The organism is Nonomuraea sp. NPDC005650, from assembly GCF_040605375.1.
Lineage (GTDB): Bacteria > Actinomycetota > Actinomycetes > Streptosporangiales > Streptosporangiaceae > Nonomuraea.
In genome coordinates, this window is sequence record NZ_JBEXCR010000012.1 from 180,181 (window position 1) to 205,373 (window position 25,193).

General features: G+C 72.3%; 22 protein-coding genes. 16 read left to right on the forward strand and 6 right to left on the reverse strand.

The genetic code is table 11. The features are described from left to right. Positions 1 to 84 precede the first annotated feature (84 nt). A complete protein-coding gene (locus ABZS69_RS22190; protein WP_355375383.1) occupies positions 85 to 1,107 on the forward strand; it encodes a LacI family DNA-binding transcriptional regulator in 1,023 nt (340 codons plus the stop codon). Here the strand turns inward: ABZS69_RS22190 and ABZS69_RS22195 are convergent. Both ABZS69_RS22195 and ABZS69_RS22200 read right to left on the reverse strand, forming a co-directional pair. Further along, positions 1,086 to 2,192 carry a mannonate dehydratase gene (locus tag ABZS69_RS22195; protein WP_355375386.1) on the reverse strand — a complete coding sequence of 369 codons (1,107 nt, stop codon included), beginning with the start codon at positions 2,190 to 2,192 and terminating at the stop codon, positions 1,086 to 1,088. The genes ABZS69_RS22190 and ABZS69_RS22195 overlap by 22 nt on opposite strands. Before the next feature lie 11 nt (positions 2,193 to 2,203). Further along, positions 2,204 to 2,941 (reverse strand): GntR family transcriptional regulator, encoded by a 738-nt coding sequence (locus tag ABZS69_RS22200; RefSeq protein WP_355375389.1) that lies wholly within the window; start codon positions 2,939 to 2,941, stop codon positions 2,204 to 2,206. Positions 2,942 to 3,128: 187 nt separating this feature from the next. Here ABZS69_RS22200 and ABZS69_RS22205 point away from each other — a divergent pair, with 187 nt between their 5' ends. The 4 genes from ABZS69_RS22205 to ABZS69_RS22220 all read left to right on the forward strand — a co-directional run bounded on the left by ABZS69_RS22205 (position 3,129) and on the right by ABZS69_RS22220 (position 9,667). Continuing rightward, a complete protein-coding gene (locus tag ABZS69_RS22205; protein WP_355375391.1) occupies positions 3,129 to 4,424 on the forward strand; it encodes an extracellular solute-binding protein in 1,296 nt (431 codons plus the stop codon). Positions 4,425 to 4,463: 39 nt separating this feature from the next. After that, entirely contained in the window at positions 4,464 to 5,372 is a 909-nt protein-coding gene (locus ABZS69_RS22210; protein WP_355375393.1) for a sugar ABC transporter permease, read from the forward strand. 89 nt (positions 5,373 to 5,461) lie between these two features. Continuing rightward, positions 5,462 to 6,292, forward strand: coding sequence for a carbohydrate ABC transporter permease (locus tag ABZS69_RS22215; RefSeq protein WP_355375396.1), 831 nt, complete (start codon positions 5,462 to 5,464; stop codon positions 6,290 to 6,292). 30 nt (positions 6,293 to 6,322) lie between these two features. Then, a complete protein-coding gene (locus ABZS69_RS22220) occupies positions 6,323 to 9,667 on the forward strand; it encodes a chitinase N-terminal domain-containing protein (RefSeq protein ID WP_355375398.1) in 3,345 nt (1,114 codons plus the stop codon). Between the two features lie 7 nt (positions 9,668 to 9,674). Here the strand turns inward: ABZS69_RS22220 and ABZS69_RS22225 are convergent, their stop codons facing one another. Next, positions 9,675 to 10,538 (reverse strand): alpha/beta hydrolase, encoded by an 864-nt coding sequence (locus tag ABZS69_RS22225; RefSeq protein WP_355375401.1) that lies wholly within the window; start codon positions 10,536 to 10,538, stop codon positions 9,675 to 9,677. Between the two features lie 244 nt (positions 10,539 to 10,782). On the opposite strand from ABZS69_RS22225, the gene ABZS69_RS22230 reads away from it, so the two are divergent. From ABZS69_RS22230 to ABZS69_RS22240, 3 genes are all read left to right on the forward strand, one after another. Further along, a complete protein-coding gene (locus ABZS69_RS22230; protein WP_355375404.1) occupies positions 10,783 to 12,357 on the forward strand; it encodes an AMP-binding protein in 1,575 nt (524 codons plus the stop codon). Positions 12,358 to 12,449: 92 nt separating this feature from the next. Then, positions 12,450 to 14,765 carry a CoA transferase gene (locus ABZS69_RS22235; RefSeq protein WP_355375407.1) on the forward strand — a complete coding sequence of 772 codons (2,316 nt, stop codon included), beginning with the start codon at positions 12,450 to 12,452 and terminating at the stop codon, positions 14,763 to 14,765. 8 nt (positions 14,766 to 14,773) lie between these two features. Beyond that, a complete protein-coding gene (locus ABZS69_RS22240) occupies positions 14,774 to 15,544 on the forward strand; it encodes an enoyl-CoA hydratase-related protein (RefSeq protein ID WP_355375410.1) in 771 nt (256 codons plus the stop codon). On the opposite strand, the gene fdxA is transcribed toward ABZS69_RS22240, so the two are convergent. Together fdxA and ABZS69_RS22250 are read right to left on the reverse strand one after the other, a co-directional pair. Beyond that, complete coding sequence (gene fdxA, locus ABZS69_RS22245; protein WP_355375413.1) at positions 15,545 to 15,886, reverse strand: ferredoxin; 342 nt, start codon at positions 15,884 to 15,886, stop codon at positions 15,545 to 15,547. A 12-nt stretch (positions 15,887 to 15,898) separates the two neighbouring features. Further along, positions 15,899 to 16,873: an NAD(P)/FAD-dependent oxidoreductase gene (locus ABZS69_RS22250; protein ID WP_355375416.1), complete on the reverse strand. Its 975-nt coding sequence runs from the start codon at positions 16,871 to 16,873 to the stop codon at positions 15,899 to 15,901. A 205-nt stretch (positions 16,874 to 17,078) separates the two neighbouring features. On the opposite strand from ABZS69_RS22250, the gene ABZS69_RS22255 reads away from it, so the two are divergent. From ABZS69_RS22255 to ABZS69_RS22290, 8 genes are all read left to right on the forward strand, one after another. Then, positions 17,079 to 18,293, forward strand: coding sequence for a Rieske 2Fe-2S domain-containing protein (locus tag ABZS69_RS22255; protein ID WP_355375419.1), 1,215 nt, complete (start codon positions 17,079 to 17,081; stop codon positions 18,291 to 18,293). Next, the gene (locus tag ABZS69_RS22260; protein ID WP_355375422.1) at positions 18,293 to 19,231 is read left to right on the forward strand and encodes a hypothetical protein; all 939 of its coding nucleotides are present in this window, start codon (positions 18,293 to 18,295) and stop codon (positions 19,229 to 19,231) included. The genes ABZS69_RS22255 and ABZS69_RS22260 overlap by 1 nt, the downstream gene beginning before the upstream one ends. Then, entirely contained in the window at positions 19,228 to 20,532 is a 1,305-nt protein-coding gene (locus ABZS69_RS22265; RefSeq protein WP_355375425.1) for a peptidase dimerization domain-containing protein, read from the forward strand. The genes ABZS69_RS22260 and ABZS69_RS22265 overlap by 4 nt, the downstream gene beginning before the upstream one ends. A gap of 9 nt (positions 20,533 to 20,541) precedes the next feature. Beyond that, positions 20,542 to 21,390: an alpha/beta hydrolase gene (locus ABZS69_RS22270; protein WP_355375427.1), complete on the forward strand. Its 849-nt coding sequence runs from the start codon at positions 20,542 to 20,544 to the stop codon at positions 21,388 to 21,390. Next, positions 21,387 to 21,512, forward strand: a complete 126-nt coding sequence (locus tag ABZS69_RS22275; protein ID WP_355375430.1) for a hypothetical protein — start codon at positions 21,387 to 21,389, stop codon at positions 21,510 to 21,512. The genes ABZS69_RS22270 and ABZS69_RS22275 overlap by 4 nt, the downstream gene beginning before the upstream one ends. A gap of 13 nt (positions 21,513 to 21,525) precedes the next feature. Then, entirely contained in the window at positions 21,526 to 22,407 is an 882-nt protein-coding gene (locus ABZS69_RS22280; RefSeq protein WP_355375432.1) for an alpha/beta fold hydrolase, read from the forward strand. Beyond that, positions 22,404 to 23,354 (forward strand): zinc-binding dehydrogenase, encoded by a 951-nt coding sequence (locus ABZS69_RS22285; protein ID WP_355375435.1) that lies wholly within the window; start codon positions 22,404 to 22,406, stop codon positions 23,352 to 23,354. Before ABZS69_RS22280 ends, ABZS69_RS22285 begins: the two co-directional genes overlap by 4 nt. A 70-nt stretch (positions 23,355 to 23,424) precedes the next feature. Next, positions 23,425 to 24,261: an IclR family transcriptional regulator gene (locus ABZS69_RS22290; protein WP_355375437.1), complete on the forward strand. Its 837-nt coding sequence runs from the start codon at positions 23,425 to 23,427 to the stop codon at positions 24,259 to 24,261. Here the strand turns inward: ABZS69_RS22290 and ABZS69_RS22295 are convergent, their stop codons facing one another. After that, on the reverse strand, positions 24,262 to 25,071 hold the full coding sequence (locus ABZS69_RS22295) for an alpha/beta fold hydrolase (protein WP_355375440.1): 810 nt from the start codon (positions 25,069 to 25,071) through the stop codon (positions 24,262 to 24,264). It lies immediately after the preceding gene. Positions 25,072 to 25,193: the final 122 nt, after the last annotated feature.

Consider the following 25,193-nt stretch of genomic DNA (forward strand, 5'->3'; position numbering starts at 1 on the left):
ACGCGGCGAACGTACACTGCACCTGCCTGCCGGGGCCCGGCAGGCTGCGAACGGGCGGTCCGGCCGCCGGACTGGAGAGACCTGGTGCTTCGCAACCCCACGATGAAGGATGTCGCGCACGAGGCGGGAGTCAGCCTGAAGACCGTCTCGCGGCACGTCAACGGGGAGACGAACATCGATCCCGACCTCGCCGGCCGCATCAGCGCGGCGATCGTGAAGCTCGGCTACCGCCGCAACCTCTCCGCGGCGAGCATCCGGCCCGGCCGCACCGGCAAGACCATCGGCCTGGTCATCAGCGACCTCGCCAACCCCTACTACTCCACGCTCGCCCGCGCCATCGAGAGCGTCGCGGACGCCGCCGGCTACCTGGTCACGATCGCCAGCTCAGAAGAGGACGGCCGGCGCCACGATCGCCTCGTCGACCGGCTCATGGAGCAGCGGGTGGACGGCCTGATCGTGGTGCCGCCGCGGCGGGTCGCCCGCGACTGGTCCGAGGTCGCCGCGCCGATCCCGCCGCTGGTCCTCCTCGACCGGCCCGTGCCGTACGCCGGCGCCGACGCCGTGCTCGCCGACAACGCGGGCGGGGCGCGCGCGGCCACCCTCGCGCTCGCCGCCGCCGGATCCCGGCGCATCGCCTTCGTCGGCGACTCGTTCGACATCTACACGATCCGGGAACGGCACGCCGGATACGCCGCGGCGCTCGCCGAGGCCGGGCTGGGCGGCGCCGGCGACGCGCGCACGATCACCGCGGCGCACACCCGGGAGCAGGCCGAACGCGAGGTCGGCGCCGTGCTCCGCGACGGCTCCGCCGACGCCCTCTTCACCGCCAACAACCGCGCGACGATCGGCGCGCTGCTCGCGTTCCAGCAGGCCGGGCGGCGGCTGCCCCTCGTCGGCTTCGACGACTTCGAGACGTCCCTGCTCGGCGACCCTCCCGTGTCAGTGGTCAGCCAGGACATCGAGCTGATGGGGCGCACCGCCGCCGAGCTCGTGCTCGCCCGCCTGAACGGCGACACCTCGCCGTTCGCCGACCGGGTGCTCCCCACCCGGCTCATCCTCAGGGGCTCGGAGAAACCGCCCGCGCGTCACACCCCGGCCGGGAGCTGACCGTCCGCCGGTCGCGCACGGGTGCCGTCCGCCGGGCGCGCCCGGTTGCCGTCCGGCTCGTCGAGTGCCAGGCCGTTCAGCACGCCCTGCAGGTATCCGATCGCGTGTGCCCGGCCCCGGCTGCAGTACGCCTCGGACGAGGTGTCGCCCCAGGTGTCCAGGTCGCCGATCATGGCCGGTACGTGGTCGTCGATGAGGAACCCGGTGAACCCCGAGTCGGCGAGCCGGCGGATCACCCGCGCCGGGTTGTAGTTCCCCTCACCGAGGAAACATTCGCTGAAGCGCGGCACCGTCCCGCGTACGTCCCGGAAGTGCACGTAGAAGATGGCCGGCCCCAGGAGGTCGATGACCTCGTTGACGCTCTGCTCGCCGGCCATCTCCGACACCGTTCCGAGGCAGAGGTTCAGCCCCCATGACGGGCTGCCCCCGGCCTGCTCGCGCGCCTTCCCGATGGCCGCCGGGGAGGTGAAGATCCGGCCGACGCCGCCGAGGGGCTCGTCGACGGGCGGATCGTCCGGGTGCAGGGCGAGCCGCACGCCGACCTCCTCCGCGACGGGGAGCACGGCGTCGAGGAAGTACTGGTGGTTTGCCCACATCTGGCCGGCCGTGATCGGCTCGTCCACGGGCTGGTCCGGGGTCAGCCGGTAGCCGGCGAGCGCGTTGCCGCGGTGCGCGTCGTCCAGGTCGAACGCGGTGACCATGGCGCCGCCGCGGCCCTTCGCGGCCATGTCGGTGCGCCAGACGTAGGTGGCGAGGAAGTTGTAGCCGAGCAGGTCGATGCCGACGGCGGCGAGGTTGCGGAGGGTCTTCCGGTAGTTCTCGATCTGCTCGTCCCTGCCGGGCAGGCCGCGCTGGATCTTCCAGAAGTGGGCGAGCGGGACGTTCTCCAGGCCGTCGATCGACAGCCCGTCGGCGTCGCAGCGCTCGCGCAGGGCTCGCAGCTCGGCCAGGCTCCAGCAGCCGTCGGTGCCGGGTAGCAGGTCGGGGGTGTGCAGTTGAACGCCGGTGAGGCCGAGCTGGTGGGCGAAGGTCGCGACGCGGGAGTCGTACCTGTCGATGTGGCCCAGGGAGATGCGGATGGTCATGGGTGACGCGCTCAGTCCGTGAAGTAGTCGGGGTGCTTGGCGCGCAGCGACGGGCCGAGCTCGAGGGCGCGCCTGGCGTGCCGGCTGATCAGGGCGCGGCCGGTCGGCAGGTCGGCGGCCTCCAGCGCGTCGACGATCTTCGTGTGCTCGTCGATCAGCTCGCGCACCGCGGCCAGGTCGGGCTGGGCGAGCCGGCGCAGCCGGTCGAGCTGCAGCTTCATCCGCTGCACCGCCTGCCACGCGCGCGGATAGCCGCTGAGCGAGAAGATCTCGCTGTGCAGCGCCTCGTCGGCGGCGAAGAAGGCGTCGTAGTCCTCCGTGCGGTAGCTGTGCTCCTGGCGGTCGAGCAGCTCGCGCAGCACGGTGACGTCGGGCGCCGGATCGGCGCACACCACCTCGAAGGCCGCGACCTCCAGGCTCTCGCGGACGAAGCGCGCCTCTTCCACATCGCGCATGCTGATCAACCCGACCCGGGTGCCGACCTGCGGCACGACCCGTACGAGCCCCGCGTCGACGAGCCGCGCGAGGGCTTCCCGCACCGGCGTGCGGCTGACGTGCAGCCGCTCGGCGAGGTCCGTCTCGGACAAAGAGGCTCCAGGGGCGAGCCGCAGGTCCCGGATCGCGGAGACCAACTCGTCATAGACGCGATCGGAGGTCCGTGCCGGCGCACGGTCTCGGGTGACCGGCGACAGCATCGGATCGCGCCCGGCGGGCGTGGGCTCGGGAACGAGCGCTCGATGGGAACTCACGAAATTGATCGTTGCATGCCAGGGGCTTGTATGCAAGTATCCAGCCATTAACCTGATCGTCGTAAAGGGGAAATAAATGCCCTCCGAGACACGGTCAGCCGCCGGACCCCGTAGCAGGCGCTGAAGGCTCGTGCATGCCGCCGGTGATCACCCGACAAAGACCTGAACGAACAGTTGAGAGGACGTCATGCTCAACCGAAACGCGCGACTCACTGCGGCCGCCGCCCTCGCCGCCACCGGACTCGCGCTGACCGGGTGCTCCAGCACCACCGGGGCGAGCACCAGCGGCCCGGCGACCATCACCTTCTGGGGCTGGGCCTCGGGCTACGAAAAGTCCGTGGCGCTGTGGAACGAGTCCCACCCCGGCATCCAGGTGAAGTACGAGGCCATCGCCAACGGCGGCGCGGGCGGCTACGACAAGATGTTCACCGCCGCGAAGGCGGGCACGGCCCCGTGCCTCGCCCAGATCGGCTACGAGACGTTCGCCAGCTTCCTCGCCGCCGGATTACTGCAGGACGTCGGCGAGCACACCGAAGCCCGGCGCGCCGAGTTCCCCGACTGGGTGTGGGGCAACGTCGGCATCGACGGCAAGACCTTCGGCGTGCCGGTCGACACCGCGCCGATGGGCCTGTTCTACCGCTCCGACCTCTTCAAGGACGCGAAGATCGAGGTCCCGAAGACCTGGGAGGAGTTCAGCAAGGCCGCCGCCGCGGTGAAGGCCGCCGACCCGAAGTCCCGCATCATGAACCTGCCGACCGACCCGTACCTCTACGCCGGGTTCGCCTGGCAGGGCGACGCCCCCTGGTTCGGGGTCAACGGCGACGCCTGGACGGTCTCCCTGAACAGCGCCGCCAACAGCAAGGTCGCCGGCTACTGGCAGGGGCTCTTCGACCAGGATCTCGTCACGTCGTACCCGGCCTTCGACGCGGCCCTCTACACCGCGTGGAACAGCGGCAAGGTGTGGGCCGAGGTCGGCCCCGTCTGGTCGGCGTCGCTGATCCGGGACAACGCCGCCGGCTCCGCGGGCAAGTGGGCCGTCGCGCCCATGCCCCGCTGGGACGCCACCACAGACACGGTCGGCAACTCCGGCGGCTCGGCCACGGCCGTCATGAAGGGCTGCGCGCATCCCAAGGAGGCCACCGAGTTCGCCCTGTGGATGTCGACCGACGACAAGTCCGTGTCGAACCTGATCAAATCCGCGGCCATCCTGCCGGCCTCCAAGTCCGGGCTCGCCAACCCGGCGCTCGACGCCCCGGAGAGCTACTACGGCGGCCAGGCCATCTACCAGCTGTTCCGCGCGGAGTCGGCCAAGGTGAACCCGAACTGGCGGTGGGGGCCGGTGATGTCCACCACGGCCTCGACGCTCGGCGACGGCCTCGGCAAGGTGCCCGCCAAGAGCGCCACCCTCCAGGACGCCCTGAACGGCGCCCAGACGGGCACGGTGTCCGCACTGCAGGCCCAGGGCTTCTCCGTCAGCAAGTAGCCCCGAGCGTTCCCCGGTACTTCGAAAGACAAGGTCACCGTGTCCCCTCTGACGAGACAGCGGCCGAGCCGACTTCGCGAGCTTCGGCGGGCCGCGCCGTTCGTGCTGCCGTTCCTCCTGCTCTTCTTCGTCGTGTACCTGGTGCCGGCCGGCTACTCCGTGGTGCAGAGCTTCTTCGCGGTGAAACGCTCCGGCCTGGGCCTCGGCGGCGCCGAGACCGTCTTCGCGGGGCTCGGCAACTACGTGCGGGTCTTCCAGGACGGGGAGTTCATCGCGTCCCTGGGCCGGGTGGGCTTCATCGGCGTCATCCAGGTGCCGGTGATGCTGGGCATCGCGCTCGTCCTCGCTCTGCTGCTGGACTCGTCCGTGCCGAGGGGACGCAAGTTCTTCAGGATCGCGTACTTCGTGCCCTACGGGCTGCCCGGCGTGATCGCGGCCCTGGTGTGGTCGTTCCTGTACGCGCCCACGCTGAGCCCCGTCACCCGGCTCTTCGCCTCGATCGGCGTCGACGTCAGCTTCGTCACCGACGGCGCCCTGCCGTTCTCCATCGCGAACATCCTGACGTGGGCCTGGACCGGCTACAACACGATCCTGATCTTCGCGGCGCTGCAGGCCATCCCCGAGGAGACGATGGAGGCCGCCGCCCTGGACGGCTGCTCCGGCTGGAAGGCCGCGCTGCTCATCAAGGTCCCGCTGATCCGGCCGGCCCTGCTGCTCACCCTCGTCTTCTCCATCATCGGCACCTCCCAGCTCTACAACGAGCCGGTCACCATGAAGTCGGTGGCGCCGAACCTGCCCTCCACCTACACCCCGATCATGGCCGCGGTGCGTTCGCTCTCGGCCAATGACTTCAACTACGCGGCCGCGCAGTCCGTGGTGCTCGGCGCCCTGATCTGCGTGCTGTCCGTCCTCGTCTTCCGCGCATCGGCCAGGAGCGTCACCCGATGACCGCCGCACTGCAATCGCCCCCGCGAACCGAACCCGCCGCCAAGGCGCCGAGCCGCCGCAAGCGGCCCCGGACGCATCCGCTGAGGACCGTGAGCCCCGTCTCACGCGCGTTCGTGCTGGCCGTCATGACCATCTTCGCCGTCTACTTCCTGCTCCCGGTGTGGTGGCTGGTCGTCTCCGCCACCAAGGGCGGCGGGGAGATCTTCTCGGGCAACGGCTTCTGGTTCGGCAAGGACTTCGCCCTCGTGGAGAACGTCCAGACCCTGTTCCAGGCCCAGGGCGGCATCTACGCACGCTGGCTGCTCAACTCGCTGCTGTACGCGGTGGGCGGCGGGATCGTCTCCACGATCCTGGCGTCCATGTGCGGGTACGCGCTCGCGAAGTTCTCCTTCCCGGGGCGCGAGGCGGTCTTCGGCACCGTGCTGGCCGCGGTGCTGCTGCCCGCGCCCGTGCTGGCCATCCCGCTCTACCTCGTGTTCAGCTTCACCGGCACCATCAACACGTTCTGGGCCGTCTTCATCCCGAGCATCGTCAGCCCCTTCGGCGTCTACCTCAGCCGGATCTACGCCGCGTCCTCGATCCCGGACGCCCTGCTGGAGGCCGGCCGGATCGACGGCGCCGGAGAGCTGCGCATCTTCGCGATGGGCGTGCGGCTCATGGCGCCCGCGATGGTCACGATCTTTCTCTTCCAGTTCGTCGCGATCTGGACGAACTTCCTGCTGCCCTCGCTCATGCTCGCCGACACCTGGCTCCAGCCGGTGACCGTCGGCCTCGTCGGCTGGCGCGAACTGCAGGGCTATCCCATCGGTTACAGCACCGTCGTCACAGGCGCGCTCGTCTCGGTCGTGCCCGTGGTCGCCATGTTCCTGTCGCTGCAGTCGTTCTGGAGCAAGGGCCTCGCGACGGGGGCCGTCAAGTAGCCGACCCGCACACCAGCGAAAGGGTGACTCATGACCATCCTGGCCGGGGCACTGGCCTCCTTATGCGCCGCGGCGCTGCTCGTTGCCCCCCAAGGAGCCCCCCACGCGGCCGTCGCCGACCCGTCGCCGACCAACCTCCTCGCCGCGGACATGGACACCGGGTTCGACAGCGGCACGAGCTCGCTGACCGTGGCCAACCCGGCGTCGGGAGGCACGCAGCAGATCGTGAGCGTGGACGGCGACAACGCCGTCGAACTCCGGGACGCGGCCCAGGGCGCGAACCTTTCGAGCTACTTCTACCGGCGGTGGTCCGCCGGCACGCTCAAGGACCGCATCAACGCCGTCTACCGCCAGCCCGTGGGCAGCCCCGCCCAGCAGTTCACGCTGGCCTACGACCTCAAGCGGAGCGCGGCCGGCGACAAGCCGGTCGCGAAGGACATCTACGCGCAGATCCAGTTCGGCAACTTCGACAACAACCTGGTGCCGCGCTTCCCGGTCCCGGCCGTGAGCGTCACGACCACCTCCGCCTACACCGGCACCTCCGGCGCGCTGTCGCGGGTCGACGACACCGACCTCCCGCAGTACCGCTTCACCATCGTGCCCAACGGCGGGCAGCGGGTCATCTCGACGGTCGAGCTCGGATTCTCGGTGCGCGTCGACACCGGCGGCACCGACGAGGCGATCACCGTCGACAACCTCGGGGTCTACGAGCTGGGCAGCGTCTCCGACGCGGGGCCCCCGACCGCGCCGACGGCGCTCACCCGCGGGAACGTGTCCGCCAGCGGCGTCTCGCTCAGCTGGACGGCGTCCACCGACGACGTCGGCGTGACCGGGTACGACGTCTACCGGGACGGCTACCTGGCCGCGTCCGCCGGCGGGAACGCCACCTCCGCGGTCGTGAGCGGCCTGGTGCCCGCGACGAGCTACGAGTTCACGGTGCGGGCGAAGGACGCCAGCGGCAACGTCAGCGCGCCGAGCGCCCCGCTCACCGTCGCGACCGGCCCGTACGTGCCCGAGTCGCCCGCCCCGTTCCCCGGCACCCACGAGACCCGGGCCGGCTGGCTGTGGGACAAGACCAAGGCCATGGAGGAGGAGAGCGGCGCCGTCAACGTGGCGCAGTACGCGGCGCAGCTCGCCGACCACGAGAACGTGGCGGCCAACCTCGCCAAGCTCGACACGCTCTTCCAGAGCTACGACTACGAGCAGTACAAGACCATGGCGAAGATGTACGCGTACCTCATGGTGGGCGACCAGTTCAGCGCCGGCATGCTGGCGCACGTGCGGAGCTACTTCGCCTCGTACGCCTACCAGAAGCTCGCGCAGACCGAGAACCTGCGGATGAGCAACTACGCCACCGGCTACCTCGTCGGACAGTACTTCCCCGACCTCGCCGACCTGAACGGCAACTCCGGGGCGCAGCTGAAGAGCGTCAACAAGGCCAACATCCTCGAGATGGTGGAGGCGGGCGTGCGGCGGGGCTGGGCCGAGTACCAGAGCCCCGAGTACACCTTCATGACGTACTTCTGCCTCAACGCCGTCTACCAGTGGGCCGACGACGCCGACCTCCGCCGGCGGGTGAAGATGGCGATGGACGTCATGTGGTTCGAGTGGGCCAACGACTGGATCGACGGCTACATGATCTCGTCGGAGAGCCGGGCCAAGGGCGACGCGCACGCGGCCAACGACCCGACGTGGCGGGCCGCGGACCACTCGACGCTCGCCTGGACGTACTTCGGCGCCCACCGCGCGCAGCAGGGCGTCGGCGAATCGGACAACCCGGCGCCGGCGGCGTACCGTCCGAACCTGGAGTACGCCGGTCTGGCCGCCTGGAAGGGGATGACGTACGCGCCGCCCGAGCTCGCGGTGCGGATCGGCCGGCTGACCGACAAGTCGTACACCTCCCACAAGACGAACCTGCAGAACTCGAGCGGGCGCGCGATGGACATCTACCGCACCAGCTACGTGCGGCCCACCTGGGGGCTCGGCACGGAGGTCCAGTACCGCCGGGTCGACAACTGGATCGAGGACCTGCCCGTCGTGCTCCGCTGGCACTCCGACGCCGCGAACCCGCTGTTCCGGCTGTCGGCGGACCAGGGCACCGCGCCGATCGGCACCTACAACCAGCCCGCCAACCAGCGGGTGATGCAGCACGGCCCCACGGCGGTGGGCGTCTACAAGTCGTCGGGCGACCAGACCTCCAACTACCTCAACGCGCTGTTCCCCACCTCCGGGTCGATCCGCGAACGGCGTGAGGTCGACGGGTGGACGGTCGCCGACGCCGGGTCCATGTACTTCGCGTACAAGCTGGTCAAGCCGGGCAAGTGGTACCACCAGACGCCGAACGACCCGGCGAACAAGGTCAAGACGACGGCGCAGACCCACCCGACCGCCGCGCTCAGCTACAGCTACGACATCCTGCGCAGCCAGGCCGACAGGAACGGGTGGGCGCTGGAGACGGCCGACAAGTCCGCGTACGCCGACCTCGACGCGTTCGCGAGCGCCCTGGTGCGTACCACGAGCATGGACGTCAGCCGGCTCGACGACGCCGAGCCCCGGCTCGTCTACCACAGCCTGAACGGGGACGAACTCGACATCACCTTCGACTCCGCGGCCCAGGCGCCCGGCCCCGCCCACCTGGTGAACGGCACGGCGATCGACTACGACTCGTTCAAACTGTTCGACACCCCGTGGCTGCGGCAGGACAAGCTGGGGTCCACGTTCACCGCGTCGCTGGACGGCGCCTCCGTCGTCTACGACTTCGACCGGTGGACCGTGACCGCCGTGGAGGACGGGGCCGCGACCGTCCCGGCCGCGGGCCGGCTCACGTCGGACAACGGGTGGGACACGGGCCTGCTCGACGGCGCGTACACGATCTCGATGAACCTCTGGCACGGCGAGAACGCCACCCGGTTCCGCCTCTTCGAGAACGGCGAGCTGATCGGCACCACGCCGCTGACGATGAACTCGCCCGGGGCGCAGCACGCCGAGGTGAAGCTCTCGGGACGGCGGAACGGCTCGTACGTCTACACCGGCGAGCTGGTCAACTCGAAGGGCGTCCGCGCCGTCGACCCGCTCAAGGTCACGGTGCGCGACGCAGGCCCCGGCACGCCGTCGCTCGGCGATGACAACCGGGACCACGACGGCACCTTCACCGTCCGCGCCGACCTGTGGTGGGGCACCAACGCCACGCGGTACCGCTTCTTCGAGAACGGCGTGCAGGTGGGCCAGGGCGACCTCGTGGCCGCGACGCCGAAGGCGCAGCAGGCGTCGCTCGACGTCACGGGCAAGCCGGCGGGGGAGTACGAGTACGTGGTGGAGTTCGCCAACGCCCTCGGCGCGACGAGGAGCGCGCCCCTGTCGGTGATCGTCCGGTAGCGAAAAGTCACAGCACTCTGCCGAGGAAGCCGCGCATGTATCCGGCGATCACGTCCAGGTGGCTCTCCAGCGCGAAGTGCCCGGCGTCGAGCAGGTGCACCTCGGCCTCCGGCAGATCCCGGAGAAAGGCCGTGGCGCCGGCGGGGCCGAAGATGCCGTCGTTGGCGCCCCAGACCGCCAGCAGCGGCACCTGGCTGGTCCTGAAGTACTCCTGGACCCTGGGGTAGAGGTCGACGTTGGCCGGGTAGTCGCGGAACAGTGCGAGCTGGACGTCGGCGTTGCCCGGCCGGTCCAGCAGCGTCTGGTCCAGGGTCCAGGAGTCCGGGCTGAGGAGGGAGGGGTCGGGGACGCCGTTCTCGTACTGCCAGCGGGTGACGTCCGGGCCCAGCGCGGCCCGTACCGGAGGTTCGGTGTCCGGGCCAGGAGCGGCGGCGTAGGCGAACAGGCCGGCCCAGAAGGCGTCGACGAACCCGTCGCTGTAGGCGTTGCCGTTCTGGGTGACGATCGCGGTGATGCGGCCGGGCGCGCCCATGGCCAGCCGCCAGCCGATCGGGGCGCCGTAGTCCTGCACGTAGACGGCGTACTCGCGGATGCCCCGCCGGGCGAGGAAGGCGGCCGTCACCTCGGCCAGGGAGTCGAAGGTGTAGGTGAAGTCCTCGACCGGCGGCGCCGAGGAGTAGCCGAAGCCGATGTGGTCGGGCGCGATCACGTGGTAGCGGTCGGCGAGGGCCGGGATCAGGTGCCGGAACATGTGCGAGCTGCTGGGGAAGCCGTGCAGCAGCACGATCGTCGGCGCGTCCTCGTGGCCCGCCTCGCGGTGGAACACGCTCAGGCCGTCGACGTCCTCGGTCAGATGGTGGACGGAAGTCATGGTCGCCTCCTGGTCGTCGGGTCGCGCGGGCCGGCCGACGGCGCAGGAGGACTCGGCGACATCGCCCGAACAGGGACGTCGCCGCGGCGCCAGCTGCCGGCCAGCCTATCGGCGACCAGGCCCCGCGGGCGGGAACGGCCCGCGGGCACCCCCGCTGGGCACCCCCGGTGGGCCCTCCGCCGAGGGATGGGACATCCTGTCATCCACGTCCGATGGGTGGAATGTCCTGATCGTGAGGGAGAACATGGACGATGTCGCGGCCTCGCCGGAGACGATGCTCGACCTGCTGGAGCGCCGGGCAGCCGCCGCGCCGGAGGCGGAGCTCGTACGGTTCGACGACGGCGCCTCGCTGCGGGTCGGGGAGTGCCTGGAGCGGGCGACCGCAGTCGCGGCCGGGCTCGCGGGCCTGGTGACCGGCGGGGACCGGGTCCTCACGTGCCTGCCGCCGGGGCCGAGGCTGGTCGAGGTGATGTTCGCCCTGGCCAGGCTGGGTGCCGTGGAGGTGCCGCTGCCCCTGGACGTGCGGCTGGACGCGGCCCGGCGGCTCGCCGAGGCAACCGGGGCGCGCCTGCTCATCGCCGGGACGGACGCCCTGCGCGCCAACCCCGAGCTGATCGCGCTGGCCGAGGCGACGGAGCACGTGGTGCTCGTGACCGGGCGGGAGGAGGCCGGGCTGCCGGGCGCGGCCGATCTCGACGACCTGCTCGCCGCCCCGCGCCGCCTTCCGGCCTGGCGGCCAGGACCGGCGGACCCCGCCGTCGTCATGGCGACCTCGGGGACCACCGGCCGCGCCAAGGGCGCGCTGCTGCCGCACTTCGCCGGGGTGCGGCACGCCCGGCGGGTGGCCCGCACCATGGGCTACGAGGCGGGGGACGTGCTGTTCAACGTCTTCCCCTGGAACCACATCAACGTCCGGCACGCGGGCCTGCTGCCCGCGCTGATCTCCGGCGCCACGCTGGTGGCCCACCCGCGCTTCTCCGCCTCCCGGTTCTGGGAGATCTGCCGGCGGGAGGGGGTCACCGCGTTCAACTTCATGGGCGCCGTGGCGGCCATCCTGGAACGCGCGCCCGCCACCGGCTCCGACACCCGGCACCAGGTGCGCCGCGCCTACGGGGGGCCGGCGCCGGCGGACCTGACGAGGCGGTTCCAGGAGCGGTTCGGCGTGCTGCTGCTGGAGGCGTACGCGTGCACCGAGCTCGGCGACGTGGCGGCCAGCTCGCCCGGCGCCCGGCGGCCCGGCTCGGCCGGACGGCCCGTCCCGGAGTACGAGGTGGTGATCAGGGACGAGGACGGCCTGCCGGTCCCCGCGGGCGGGATCGGGCAGATCACCGTCAGGCCCAGGGCCGACCGGATGATCTTCAGCAGGTACGCGGGCGACCCCGCCGCGACCGGCAAGGTCCTGCGCGACGGCTGGTTCATGACGGGCGACCGCGGCCGGCTCGACGACGACGGCTTCCTCCACTTCGCCGGCCGCCGCGCCGACGTGATCAGGCGGCGCGGCGAGAACATCGCCACCTGGGACGTGGAGCAGGCGGTGGCCGCGATGCCGGGCGTCCTGGAGGCGGCCGCGGTGGGCGTGCCGTCGGAGCTGACCGAGGAGGAGGTGCTGGTGGCGGTGACCGCGGCGCCCGGAGCCGTGCTGAGCCCGTCACAGGTGCACGCCTGGTGCCTGGACCGCCTCCCGCGCCACGCCGTCCCCCGGTACGTGCGCGTCCTCGACGCCCTGCCGCGCAACGCCTCGACGAAGGTGGTCAAGGGCGACCTGCGCGAGCAGGGGGTGCCGTCCGACGCGTGGGACGCCTGCGCCACGCCGACGTGACGACGTGGACCGCTGGACAGACCGGTACGGTCGCGCCCGGTGAATTCCGGGCTCTAGCGTCGAGCCTCCGGCACATACGGGAGGAGACGACGTTGCGGGTTCTCGACCTCACCGACGATCTGGCCTTCAACGGGGCGCGGCTGCTGGTCGGCCTCGGCGCGGACGTCGTACGCGTGGAACGCCCGCGGCTCCCGGCGCTGTCGCGGGCGGAGGCCCTGCACTGGCACGCGGGCAAGCGGGTCGTGAGCGCGCCGGTGAGCCCTGACGCGCTCGACCGGCTGGCAGGGCAGGCGGACGTGGTCGTGGAGAGCGGCCCGCTCGCGGAGCTGCGCGGCGTGCGGACGGAGTCCGGCGCGGTCGCCTCGCGCTGGCCGCACGCCGTCCACGTCGTGGTCACGCCGTTCGGCACGACCGGCCCCCGCAGCGGCTGGCGCGCCGACGACCTCGTGGCCGCGGCGGCCGGCGGCATGGCCTGGCTGGGCGGCAAGCCCGGCGGGCCGCCCAAGCCCCCGCCCCGCGAGCAGGCCACGCAGCTCGCGGGGGCGCACGCCGCCATCGCCGCGCTGCTCGGCGTCATCGCCCGCGACCGTACGGGACAGGGGCAGCTCATCGACGTCTCCGCGCAGGAGGCGGTGGCCGCCACCCTTGAGACGGGCGCCATCGCCTGGATCCACGCGGGGCGCTACCCGTCCCGCACCGGCGGCGTGTACGAGCACGTGGCCCACCGGATCTTCCGCGCCGCCGACGGGCACGTCGCGGGCGGATACTCCGGCAGCGACCGGATGTGGACCGACCTGCTCGCCTGGATGGCGGAATCGGGCGAGGCGGAGGACCTGACCGAGGAGAAGTGGTCCGACCCCGTCTTCCGCTGGCGGGGGCGTGAGCACGTGGACGAGGTGGTGGCCAGGTTCGCCGCCAGGCGCTCCGCCGCCTCCCTCGCGGAGCAGGGGCGGACCCGGGCGCTGCCGTGGGCGGAGGTCGCCACGGCCACGAGCCTGCCCGCCAACCCGCAACTCGCCGATCGCGGGTTCTTCACCCGCGTCCTGGGCGAGGGGCTGCCCGAGGACGGCGTCGTCGACGTCGGGTTCCCGTTCGAGGCCCTGCCCCGTCCGGTACGCCTCACCGAGCCGCGGCCCGCCCCCGCCGAGGCGCCCTGGCGGAGCGAGCGCCCCCGTGACCGCCGGGACGGGAGCCGCGGACCCGCCGCGCGCCCGCTCGACGGGATCCGCGTCCTGGACCTGACGTGGGTGCTGGCCGGCCCGTACGCCACCAGGACGCTGGCCGAGCACGGCGCGGACATCATCAAGATCGAATCCCGGCACCGGCGCGACCCCACGCGCTTCGCCCCGTCGATGCGGCTGCGGCCCGATGCCGGGATCGACGACGGCGGCTACTTCGTCAACTTCAACCGGGGCAAGCGCGGCGTCGCCCTCAACCTGCGCACCGAGCCCGGCCTCGACGTGCTGCGGCGCCTGGCCGCCGAGTGCGACGTGGTCGTCGAGAACTTCAGCCCCGGGGTCCTGGCCAGGTGGGGGCTGTCCTACGACCGGCTGGCGGAGCTGCGGCCCGGCGTCATCCTGGTGTCGATGGCCGGGGTCGGGCAGAGCGGCCCCTGGCGCAACGCGGTGACCTTCGCCGACACGCTCGCCGCCATGTCCGGCCTCACCAGCGAGACCGCCGATCCCGGCGAGGCGCCGCAGGGGCTGACCTTCGGGCTGGGCGACATGGTGGCCGCGAACTCGGCCGTCCTCGCCGTCCTGGACCTGGTCGCGGCGGGGCGCGGGGGACACGTGGACCTCTCCCAGCTGGAGGCGATGGCCGCGTCGATGGGACCGGCCGTCCTGGAGGCGGAGCTCGGTGAGCGCAGCTCCGGCCCACTATCCGGGGCCCGGCCCGGCCGGCACCCGCGCATGGTCCCGCACGGCGTCTACCCGGTCAGGGGCGAGGACCGCTGGATCGCGCTGGCCGTACAGGGCGACGAGGAGTGGCGGCGGCTGGCCGGGCACGCCGGGCTCCCGCAGCCGGCGTCGGCGAGCCTGGAGGAGCGGCGCCGCCGCGAGGACGAGATCGACGCCGCGCTGGCGGCCTGGTGCGCGGAGCGCGACGGGGCGGAGCTGGCCGCCGAGCTGCAGGGGCTCGGCATCGCCGCCGCCGTCGTCGCCACCGGCCGGGACCTGGTGGAGGGCGACGAGCACCTGGCCGCACGCGGCTTCTACCCGGTGCTGGAGCACCCGCTGATCGGCCCGGTACGGCACGAGGGCATCGTGGTACGCATGTCCGCCACCCCGGGAGCGCTGACCGCACCGGCCCCCTTGCTGGGCGAGCACACCGATCGGGTGCTGAAGGACCTGCTCGCCATGGATGACGAAGAGCTCGCCCGGCTGCGTGACGCCGGCGTCCTGGAATAGGAGCGCGGATGGCGAAATATCTGGATGTGCTGCGTGATGGGGGGACGGCCACCGTCGTCATCGACCGGCCGCCCGCCAACGCCGTCGACCCGGCGCTGATCGAGGAGTTCCTGGAGGTGATCCCGCCGCTGGCGGAGGACCCGTCGGTCCGCTGCCTCGTCATCCGCGGGAGCGGCCGCTTCTTCGTGGCGGGGGCCGACATCGCCGTGATGCGCGACCTCTCCGAGGCCAACCACGTCAGGATGCGCCGCTGGGTCGAGGTGCAGCGCCTGCTCGAACGCGCGCCCAAGCCGGTGATCGCGGCGATGAACGGCCACGCCCTGGGTGGCGGCGCCGAGCTGTCCCTCGCCTGCGACCTGCGCATCCTGGCGGCTTCGGCGACCATCGGCTTCCCCGAGATGAAGCTGGGCCTCTTCCCCGGAGCGGGCGGCAGCCAGCGGCTGCCGCGCCTGCTCGGCCCGCATCGCGCCAAGCGCCTGATGATCGACGGCGCCCGCCTGTCGGCCGCCGAGGCGCTCGACCTGGGGCTGGTGGACGTGGTGGCCGACGACGACGACTTCGACCGCGTGGTGGCCGGGCACGCCGAGGACCTGGCGGCCCGGCCGACCGCGACGATCGGCCTGCTCAAGCGCGTCGTGGACGCCGGGTACGACCTGCCCCTCGACCAGGCGCTCGAACTGGAGTGGCAGGCGGTCCTGGAGCTGATCCGCACCGGGGACACCGCCGAGGGGCTCCAGGCGTTCCTGGACAAGCGCCCCCCGCGGTTCACCGGCCGCTGATCAGGTGCCGTAGCCGGTCACCAGCGCGGTGTCGGCGTCGAGGTCGCCGACCTTGCGGGCGCCTCCCGGGCTGCCGAGGGGTTCGTCGCGGCCGGGCAGCACCTCGGTGAAGAAGGCCCTGGAGTCGTCGAGGAAGAGCGTGCGCGTCTCGTCGCCCCGGGCGGCGCGGTCGACGAAGATCGCGTCCACCGGGCACTCCGGCTCGCACGCCCCGCAGTCGATGCACTCGGCGGGGTTGATGTAGCTCTTGCGGTCGCCGACGTAGATGCAGTCGACGGGACACACGTCCACGCACGCGCGGTCGTTGACGTCGACGCAGGCGGGGCCGATGACGTAGCTCATGAATGTCTCCTGTCAGACGCTTTCCGTGGAGTGCCCGGGGAAGAGGGACAGCTCGGGGTCGAGTTCGACGGCGGCGTTGTTCACCGCGGTAGCCACCTCGCCGAAGCCCACCGACATCAGGCGGACCTTGCCGTCGTACTCGGCGAGGTCGCCGGCCGCGTACACGCGGGGCAGGCCCGTACGCATGCGCTGGTCGACCAGGACGGACCTGCCGCGCAGCGACAGCCCCCAGCCGGCGAGCGGGCCGAGGTCGCTGATGAACCCGAGCGCGGCGACGACGGAGTCGGCGGGCACGGTGCTGTCGGCCTGGCCGCGCGTGCGCAGGTGCGCCCGCTCCACCCGCTCCTCGCCGGACAGGCCGACCACCTGGCTGTCCACGACGATGCGGACCCCGGCGTCGCGGGCGGCCGCGACGCCGCCGGCGTGCGCGCGGAACGCCGCCCTGCGGTGCACCAGCGTGACCGACCTGGCCAGCGGCGCCAGGGCCAGCGACCAGTCGACCGCGCTGTCCCCGCCGCCCACGACCACCACGTGGTGGCCGGCGTGCGCGGACGGGTCCGGCACGAAGTACGTCAGCCCCCGGCCCAGCCACTCCTCACCGGCCGGCAGCGGCCGCGGGGTGAACGTCCCGATGCCCGAGGTGAGCACGACGGCCCCGGCGCGGACCGCCGTGCCGTCGGACAGCACCACGACCGGCCGCGGGTCCCCGTCGCGGCGCAGCTCGACCGCCTGCCGCCCGAGCAGGTGGACCGGGTCGTACGCGGCCGCCTGGGCCGCGAGCGCCGCCACCAGCGAACGCCCGAGTACGCCGGGGACGCCGGCCACGTCCCTGATCTCCTTCTCCGGGTACAGCGCCGAGATCTGCCCGCCGACCTGGGGCAGCGCGTCGACGAGCACGGCGCGCAGGCCGCGGAAGCCGGCGCAGTAGGCGCCGTAGAGCCCGGTCGGCCCCGCTCCGATGATCGCGATATCGGTTTCGATCTCCACGTCGGTCTCCTTTCAGGCCACGGAAGCTACACAGCGCCGGGGCGGCTTCCCACGGGTCGCGGCCCGCTGACCGGAACACGGCTCGCTCAGCGGGACACGGTCCGCTGGGCGGGATGCCGCACTGGGCCACTCGGCCCCGCGGATGGTGAACTGCCTGTCGCGGCGCATCAGGAGCCGCCGACAAGCCATGGAAGCGGAGGCGAGAATGAGTGCGGAGGCGGGTACGCCGGCTGCGACCGGGGGTGACGCCAGGCGCCGGCCGTCGCGGCGGGGGCGGCTGCCGGGTCGTCAGGACTGGTCGAGCTGGCCCCATTATCAGGCGGCGGCCAGCGGGTTCCGCGGCTACTGGTATCCGGTGGCGTTCTCCTCGCACATCACGGGGAAGCCGAAGGCGATCACCCTGCTCGGGGAGCGCATCGCCGTCATCAGAGATGGCGGGAAGGTCTACGCGCTCAAGGACCGCTGCCCGCATCGCGGCGTGCCGCTGAGCTACGGCAACCAGCAGTTCCCCGGGACGATCTCCTGCCCGTACCACGGCTGGACGTTCGACCTGGAGACCGGCGAGCTCAAGGCGGTGATCACCGACGGGCCGCAGTCGCCGATCTGCGGCAAGGTGACGCAGCCGACGTACGAGGCCGAAGAGCGCCTCGGGATGGTGTGGATCTTCGTGGGCGACGGCGAGGACGCCCCGCCCATCGACGACCAGCTCCCCGAGGAGCTGCGCGACAACCCCGCCGTGATCGGCGCGCGCATCCAGACCCGCGAGGGCAACTGGCGCTTCGCCTGCGAGAACGGCTACGACGAGGGACACGCGAAGTACCTGCACCGCACCGCGCTGTGGCGGCTGTTCAAGGCCATGCCGGTCTGGAACGAGACCCGGATCGTGCGCCGCGGCCGGTGGATCTACCGGGTGCAGGACGCCCAGCACTGGGACGCCGACTTCCCCGGCCTCGGCCCGTGGAGCAACCAGGCGTGGTACAAGCTCAAGCCGCCCAAGCAGGTCGCCAACATCGGCAACACGGGCAGCCACCGCAAGGTGAACCCGGCCATCGCCGCCGAGGAGTTCCCCGGGTTCGCCTCGGTCAGCATGCCGGGCGTGCTGCGCATCGTCTACCCGACCTTCATCCACTACGAGTTCTACGTGCCGGTCGACGCGGACAACCACCTCTACGTCGGCGTGATGGCCAACTTCGAGAAGGGCATCAGGACGCTGCCCTTTTACGCCAAATACCTGGGTGCCATCCGCTGGCTCTTCCACGGCCAGTTCTCCGGCCAGGACAAGTGGATGGTCGAGGTGACCGACGCGCCGCCGGAGCGGCTCTACCGTCCCGACGACTCGCTCCTGCAGTGGCGCAAGCTGGCCGAGGAGATCACGGAGGAGCGCGCCGAACGCCTCAAGAGCGCCGGGGACCTCGGCTGATGGGCGAGATCGTCCTGGGCGTGGGCGCGTCCCACTCGACGCTCATGAACACCCACTGGGACCAGGTCGAGCACAAGGACCGGGCGGAACGCTTCCGCGACGCGCTCGGGGCGGCGCGCGACGCCCTCGCCGCGGCCCGCCCCGACGTGGCGGTCATCATCGGGTCCAACCACTTCCGCGGCTTCTGGCTGGACCTGATCCCCGCCTTCACCCTCGGCGTGGACGAGGTCGTCGCGTCCGGCGAGTCCGGCACGCCGTCGGGCCCCCAGCGCACCAGCCCCGCCGTCGCCCAGGCCGTCGCGGAGTCCCTCGTGGCCGCCGGTACCGAGGTGGCGATCTCGGCGAAGCTGCAGATCGACCACGGCCAGAGCCACGCCATCCAGTACCTGCTGCGCGACCTCGACGTGCCCGTGATCCCGCTGGTGGTGAACGTGTTCGCCACGCCGCTGCCGCTGATGCGGCGCTGCGCCGAGCTGGGGCGCAACCTCGCCGCGGCGGTGGCGGCGCTGCCGGACGGGCTGCGGGTGGCGGTCATCGCCTCGGGCGGGCTCTCGCACCGGTTGCCGTGGCCGAGCCGCTGGCAGGACCCCCAGGGGGCGGACGAGGAGTTCCTGGTGGAGGCCTGGCGGGAGGGCCGGGGCGACTGGGAGCGCTACGACGCGCGCCGGCGGCAGATCATCACCGCCGCGCGGCCGACCATCTTCCCCGAGTTCGACGGGGAGTTCCTGGCCGCGCTGGAGCGGGGCGAGCTGGAGCGCTACGCGGGCCTGTCCACCGCGGAGATCGAGGAGGCGGCCGGCAACGGCGGCCAGGAGCTGCGGTCGTGGCTGGCCATGGCGGCGGCGCTGGGCTTCGCGCCCGGACGGACGCTGGCCTACGAGCCGATGCCCGAGTGGCTGACCGGCATGGGAGTCGCCGTCATCGAGCCGTCGTCGTGAACGGCGACGAGCTGGTAAGAAAGGCCCTCGCCTCGATCACCGAGGACCGGCTGCGCGCGGCGGCGGTGGACGTCACCTCCATCGCCAGCCCCACGGGCGGCGAGGCGCCGCTGGCCCGGTGGCTGGCCGACCGGCTCGCCGCCGCCGGCCTGGAGGCGCAGGCGCAGCGCATCGACGACGGCCAGGCCAACGCGGTCGGCCGGCTGAAGGGCGACGGCACCGGCGCCGACCTCATGCTGTACGCCCCGATCGACACCCTGACCACCGGCGACCCGGACCTGGACGTGCCCTGGATCGGCCCGGAGCTGCGCCCCGACATGCGGGCAGAGGCCCGTTGCGAGGGCCCCTACGTCAGCGGCCTCGGTGCGAGCAACCCCAAGGGCCACGCCGCGTGCGTCCTGGTCGTGGGCGAGGCCCTGGCCGCCCTGCGCCCGAGGCCGGCCGGCGACCTGCTGGTGGCCTTCGGGGCGGGCGGCATGCCCACCAACGCGATCGACGGCGCCGGCCGGGCGAACACGGGGCACGGCGTCGGCTGCTCGTTCCTGCTCGAACGCGGCTGGCACCCCGACCACGCGGTGATCGCCAAGCCGGGGGACTTCGTCGCGCACGACGAGGTCGGGCTGTGCTGGTTCGAGATCGTCGTCCCGGGGACCCACACGTACGCGGGGAGCCGGCACCGCCTGCCGTACCGGAACCCGATCGTGACCGCCGCCGAGGTGGTGACGCGGCTGGAGCGGTGGCTGGCGGACTATCCCGAGCGGCACCGCACCGCGACCGCCGCCCCCCAGGGGATCGTCGGGTCGATCGCGGGCGGCTGGGAGCGCATGCTCGCGGTCACGCCCGCGGCCTGCCGCATCCGGCTCGACCTGCGCATCGCGCCCGGCACGACCCCGCTGGAGGCCAAGCGCGAGCTGGCGGCGTACGTCCGGCAGGTGTCGGCGGAGCTGGGCACGGAGCTCACGGTCGAGATGGCGCTGGCCATCCCCGGCACGCGCACGCCGCCGGAGAGCTGGGTGGTGCGCAGCGCGATCCGCGCCTGGGAGAGCGTGAACGGGCGCCCGCACGAGCCCGTCGACGGCAACAGCGGCGCCACCGACGCCAACATCCTGCGGGCGCGCGGCATCCCGACCGCCCGCGTGGGCATGCCGAAGGTCGCGCCGGAAGGCGTCGACGTCGACTTCGCCCTCGGCATGAACACCGTCGACGTCAGGGCCATGCGCCGCCTGTGCGAGGTGCTCCTGCGGGTGGCGGCCGACACCGTCACGCGCACGCGCGCCGAGATCGACGAGACCAACGACTGAGGAGGCGACATGGAACCGCCCAACGGTTCGTACGCCGACGCCGACGGCGTCAAATACCACTACCTCGACCTCGGGTCGGGACCGGACACGATCTTCCTGCACGGCGGCGGCCCCGGCTGCACCGGATGGAGCGACTTCGGCCCGGTGGCGCCGCTGTTCGCCGCCGACCGCCGCTGCCTGATCGTCGACATCCTGCAGTACGGCAAGTCGGAGAAGTGCGTCATCACCGGCCCGATGTGGGACTTCCACGCGGCCAGGACCGTCGCGCTCATGGACGCGCTGGGCGTGGAGCGGGCCGACTTCGTCTGCAACTCCTGGGGCGGCACCATCGCGCTGTGCCTGGCCGCGCGCTTCCCCGACCGGGTGCGCTCGCTGGTGATCACCGGCAGCATGCCGGTCTTCTACGGCCCGCTCGCGCCCCTGCCCGAGGGCGGCCGCCGGGGCCGCAACGCGCGGGACGTCTACTACGGCGGCGAGGGGCCCACGCGGGAGAAGATGCGCGACCTCATCACCCGGCTGGAGTGGTACGACGGCGACCGCCTGCCCGAGTCCACGCTGGACCTGCGCTACGAGCAGAGCCTGGACCCCGAGGAGCGGGCGCTGGCCGCGATGTCGGACTCGCCGCGCGGCGAATGGCAGGACCTCACCGCCGAACTGGCCGAGATCCAGGCGCCGGCGCTGTTCATGTGGGGCATGCAGGACGCCTTCCTGACGCCCGACTATCCGCTCATGCTGGCGCGCATGGTGCCCCGGGGCAACCTGTACGTCATGGACCACGCGGGACACCACCTCCAGGAGGAGCGCCCCGAGGCGTACCACGCGGTGGTCACCGGGTTCCTGACGGGGGTCGCCGGATGAGGAAGCTGCTGATCGCCGTGCCCGCCGTCGTGCTGGCCGTGCTCCTCGCCCGCCTGCTCGCGGCGCGGAGCAACACCCAGGTGCACCGCATCAACCAGGACAAACCCTCTCTCGATCGCTGAAGGTGACGTGACGATGACCATATGGACCGAGTTGAGCCCGTTGAGCCTGAGCGTCTCGTACGTGGACGCCGGGGGAGTGCCGACCCGCAGCCTGCGGGCCGGTTCGGGCGAGCCCGTGGTGTTCCTGCACGGGACCAGCGGGCACCTTGAGGCGTTCACCCGCAACCTGGCCGCCCACGCGGAGGGGTACGAGTGCCACGCCATCGACATGCTGGGCCACGGCTACACCGGCAAGCCGGACTATCCGTATGAGATCCCGCGCTACGTCGAGCACCTGCTGGCGTACTTCGACACGGTGGGCATCGAGCGCGCGCACATCGTGGGGGAGTCGCTGGGCGGCTGGGTCGGGGGGCGCGCCGCGATCGACCACCCCGACCGCGTGGCGAGCCTGCAGCTCCTCTGCGCGGGCGGCACCGTCGCCAACCCGCAGGTCATGGAGCGCATCAGGACGAGCACGCGCGAGGCCGTGCTCAGCGACGACGTGGAGCTCACCCGCAAGCGGCTGCGGCTGCTGATGGCCGACCCGGCCGACGCCACCGAGGAGCTGGTGGAGGTGCGCCACGCCATCTACCACGAGCCCGCGTTCGTGGCAGGCGTCGACAACCTGCTCTGCCTGCAGGACATGGAGACCCGGCAGCGCAACATCCTGCGCCCCGACGACCTGGCCAGGATCTCCCAGCCGACGCTGATCGTCTGGGGACGCAAGAACCCGTTCGGCGACGTGCCGGAGGCGACCGCCATGCACGAGGCCATCGCGGGCTCGCAGCTGGAGCTGTTCGAGGAGTGCGGCCACTGGCCCCAGCACGAGCAGGCCGCCCGCTACAACCCGCTCAGCCTGTCCTTCCTGGCCAAGAGCTCGGCGGCGGGCTTCTCCGGACGGGTGTCGGGCCGGTGACGCGCGCGGCGCGGTTCCACGGCTGGGGCGCGTCCCCTGTCGTGGAGGACGTCCCCGAGCCCGTGCACGAGCCGGGAAGGGTGCTGGTCGAGGTCAAGGCGGCGGCGCTGAGCCATCTCGACCTGACCGTCGCCACCGGGTCCTTCGCGATGAAGCCCGCCCTCCCGTACGTGGGCGGGGTCGAGGCCAGCGGGGTGGTCCTGGCCGCCGACGACCTGCCCGCAGGCACGCAGGTGCTCCTTCGCGGGGGCGGGCTGGGGCTGCTGCGCGACGGCTGCTGGACCGAGCGGGTCAGCGTCAGCCCCAAGGCGGTCAGCCCGCTGGCCGCGCCGCTGCCCCATGAGGTCGCCGCGTCGTTCTTCGTCCCGGCCACGACGGCGTACGTCGCCCTGCACGACGTCGCCCGCCTGGAACCGGGCGAGGAGGTCGTCGTGGCGGGTGCCGCCGGCGCGGTCGGCGCGATGGTCGCCCAGCAGGCGCGGCTGGCCGGGGCCACCGTGACCGGGCTGGTCGGGCGGGCCGATCAGCTCGACCGGGTGCCCGAAGGGGTGCGCGCGGTGGCGGCCGACGACGCCGCGGCGCTCGCGGAGCTGGCCTCGGCGCGCTCGGCGTCCCTGCTGGTCGACACGCTCGGAGGCGCCGGCCTGGTCGAGCGGACGCGCTGGGTCCGCCCAGGCGGCCGGGCCGTCGTCATCGGTTACGTGCTGGGCGCGTCGGTGACGGTCGATCTGCCGTCGTGGCTGCTCGACGACGTGGCGCTGCTGCCCGTGAACATGGTCCGGCACGAGCGCCGGGCGCGCGAGGTGGCCCCGTCGCTGGTCGCCCGCCTGGCCTCGGGGGAGCTCGGCGTGGAGGTCGAGCGGTTCGACCTGTCCGAGATCGCCGAGGCCCTGGAGGCGCTGCGCGCCGGCAGGGTGCGCGGGCGTGCGGTCGTCACGTTCGGGTAGCCGCCGGGCCCGTTCCGCTCAGCGAGACGGTGCCGTTGTCCGGAACGGGCATGGGCCCGATTATCGGCCAATGGCTCTTATGCACTCCCCGACGCCACACGACGTCCAGCCCCTGGCCATCGTCCCTTCACCCGTCCCTTCACCCGAGCACGACGCGGCGGCGAACAGCGTACTGGGCAAGGTGCGGCTGATCCTGGAGGCGTTCGGCCCGGACGACGAGAGCCTGGGCCTGTCCGAGATCGTCCGCCGCACCGGCGTCGCCAAGGCGTCGGTCCACCGGCTGGCCCAGGAGCTGCTGCAGTGGGGCCTGCTGGAGCGGCGCGGGTCCGAGTACTGGCTGGGCATGCGCCTGTTCGAGATCGGGCAGCGCGTGCCGCGCCAGCGGATCCTGCGGGAGGCGGCCCGGCCGTTCATGGAGGACCTCTACCAGGCGACGGGGGAGACCATCCACCTGGCGGTGCTGGACGGGCTGGAGGTCATCTACCTGGAGAAGGTCTCCGGCCACGGCCAGGTGTCCCGGCCGTCGCGCATCGCCGGGCGCATGCCGCTGCACTGCACGGCGACCGGCAAGGCCCTGCTGGCCTTCGGCCCGGCGGCCCTGTTCGGCGACGTCGTGGCCGCCCCGCTGGCCCGCGTGACGCCGCGCACGGTCACCGCGCCGAGACTGCTCGCCCAGGAGATCCAGCAGGCCAGGAAGGCCGGGTACGCCGTCGAGCGGGAGCAGACCCGGGTCGGCTACCTCAGCGTGGCCATCCCGCTCACCGGGGCCACCGGGACCATGGTCGCGGCGCTGTCGGTGACGGCCCCGACCTTCCGCGCCGACGTCAACAAGTACGTGGGCCTGCTCAGCATGGTGAGCAGGCGCATCACGAAGTCGATCATGGCCGCCGACGGCGGCAGGACCTGATCAGGCCGTCAGGAACGCCGCCACGGCCGCGGCGACCTCGGCGGGTTTGTGCTCCATGAGCGGGATCGTGCCGCCCTCGATGACCGCCGACGTCACGCTCGCCGCCCCGGTGAGACGCTCCCGGAGCGGGGCCAGGTTCGGCAGCGCGAACGGGTCCGCCGCGCCGGCCAGCAGCAGCACGGGCGCCGTCACCAGGCCGATCCTGTCCTCCATGACGTAGCGCGCGCACGCCCGGTGGCCTTCCGCCGGATCGACGTCCGGCGCGAGGGCGTCGCGGACGAACCGGTCGAGCAGGCCGGTGACCGGTTCGGGATAGTACGGCTGCCGCAGCCGCCACAGCTTGACCAGATGATCCCCTTCCGGGGACGCCTCCGCCTCGTCCACCCCCGGGCCGCCCGCGTGGGACGCGCGGTAGCGGGCGTCGGTCCACGGCGCCGACGACAGGACCAGCAGGCCGACCCGCTCCGGCGCGGCCGCCGCCAGCTCGACGGCCACCGCGCCGCCGGTGTGGTGGCCGAGCACGTCGGCGCGCTCGATGCCGAGGCCGTCCATCAGCGCCAGGGCGCCGGCCGCGAACAGCTCGATCGTGTGGGGCGCCGGGGGCTTCGCGCTGGCCCCGAAGCCGATCATGTCCATGGCCAGCACGCGCCGGTGCGGTGCCAGCAGGGGCATCAGCTCGCGGAACTCGTCCCACGACCTGGGGGTCTGATGCAGGAGCAGCAGGGGGTCGCCCGTGCCCTGCTCGGCGTAGTGAAGCTGGCCGAAAGGCGAGTCTGCGTACCCGAAGCGCAGCGGCGCCGTGATGTCCAAGGGGTCCTCCCTCATGCCGGGTCGTCACCTGATCTTTACATCGGCCCGCCCGGCGAAACCTATACATTTCAGACGTTCTGCACTATTCATGGGACAAATGGAAAGTGGTCGCGAGGGGAGTC

Coding starts and splice junctions, on each gene's coding strand:
- ABZS69_RS22195 (WP_355375386.1), bottom strand. CDS start 2,192: ATGACCATCCGCATCTCCCTGGGCCACATCGACAGGTACGACTCCCGC.
- ABZS69_RS22205 (WP_355375391.1), top strand. CDS start 3,129: ATGCTCAACCGAAACGCGCGACTCACTGCGGCCGCCGCCCTCGCCGCC.
- ABZS69_RS22220 (WP_355375398.1), top strand. CDS start 6,323: ATGACCATCCTGGCCGGGGCACTGGCCTCCTTATGCGCCGCGGCGCTG.
- ABZS69_RS22225 (WP_355375401.1), bottom strand. CDS start 10,538: ATGACTTCCGTCCACCATCTGACCGAGGACGTCGACGGCCTGAGCGTG.
- ABZS69_RS22230 (WP_355375404.1), top strand. CDS start 10,783: ATGGACGATGTCGCGGCCTCGCCGGAGACGATGCTCGACCTGCTGGAG.
- ABZS69_RS22240 (WP_355375410.1), top strand. CDS start 14,774: ATGGCGAAATATCTGGATGTGCTGCGTGATGGGGGGACGGCCACCGTC.
- fdxA (WP_355375413.1), bottom strand. CDS start 15,886: ATGAGCTACGTCATCGGCCCCGCCTGCGTCGACGTCAACGACCGCGCG.
- ABZS69_RS22255 (WP_355375419.1), top strand. CDS start 17,079: ATGAGTGCGGAGGCGGGTACGCCGGCTGCGACCGGGGGTGACGCCAGG.
- ABZS69_RS22260 (WP_355375422.1), top strand. CDS start 18,293: ATGGGCGAGATCGTCCTGGGCGTGGGCGCGTCCCACTCGACGCTCATG.
- ABZS69_RS22270 (WP_355375427.1), top strand. CDS start 20,542: ATGGAACCGCCCAACGGTTCGTACGCCGACGCCGACGGCGTCAAATAC.
- ABZS69_RS22275 (WP_355375430.1), top strand. CDS start 21,387: ATGAGGAAGCTGCTGATCGCCGTGCCCGCCGTCGTGCTGGCCGTGCTC.
- ABZS69_RS22280 (WP_355375432.1), top strand. CDS start 21,526: ATGACCATATGGACCGAGTTGAGCCCGTTGAGCCTGAGCGTCTCGTAC.
- ABZS69_RS22290 (WP_355375437.1), top strand. CDS start 23,425: ATGGCTCTTATGCACTCCCCGACGCCACACGACGTCCAGCCCCTGGCC.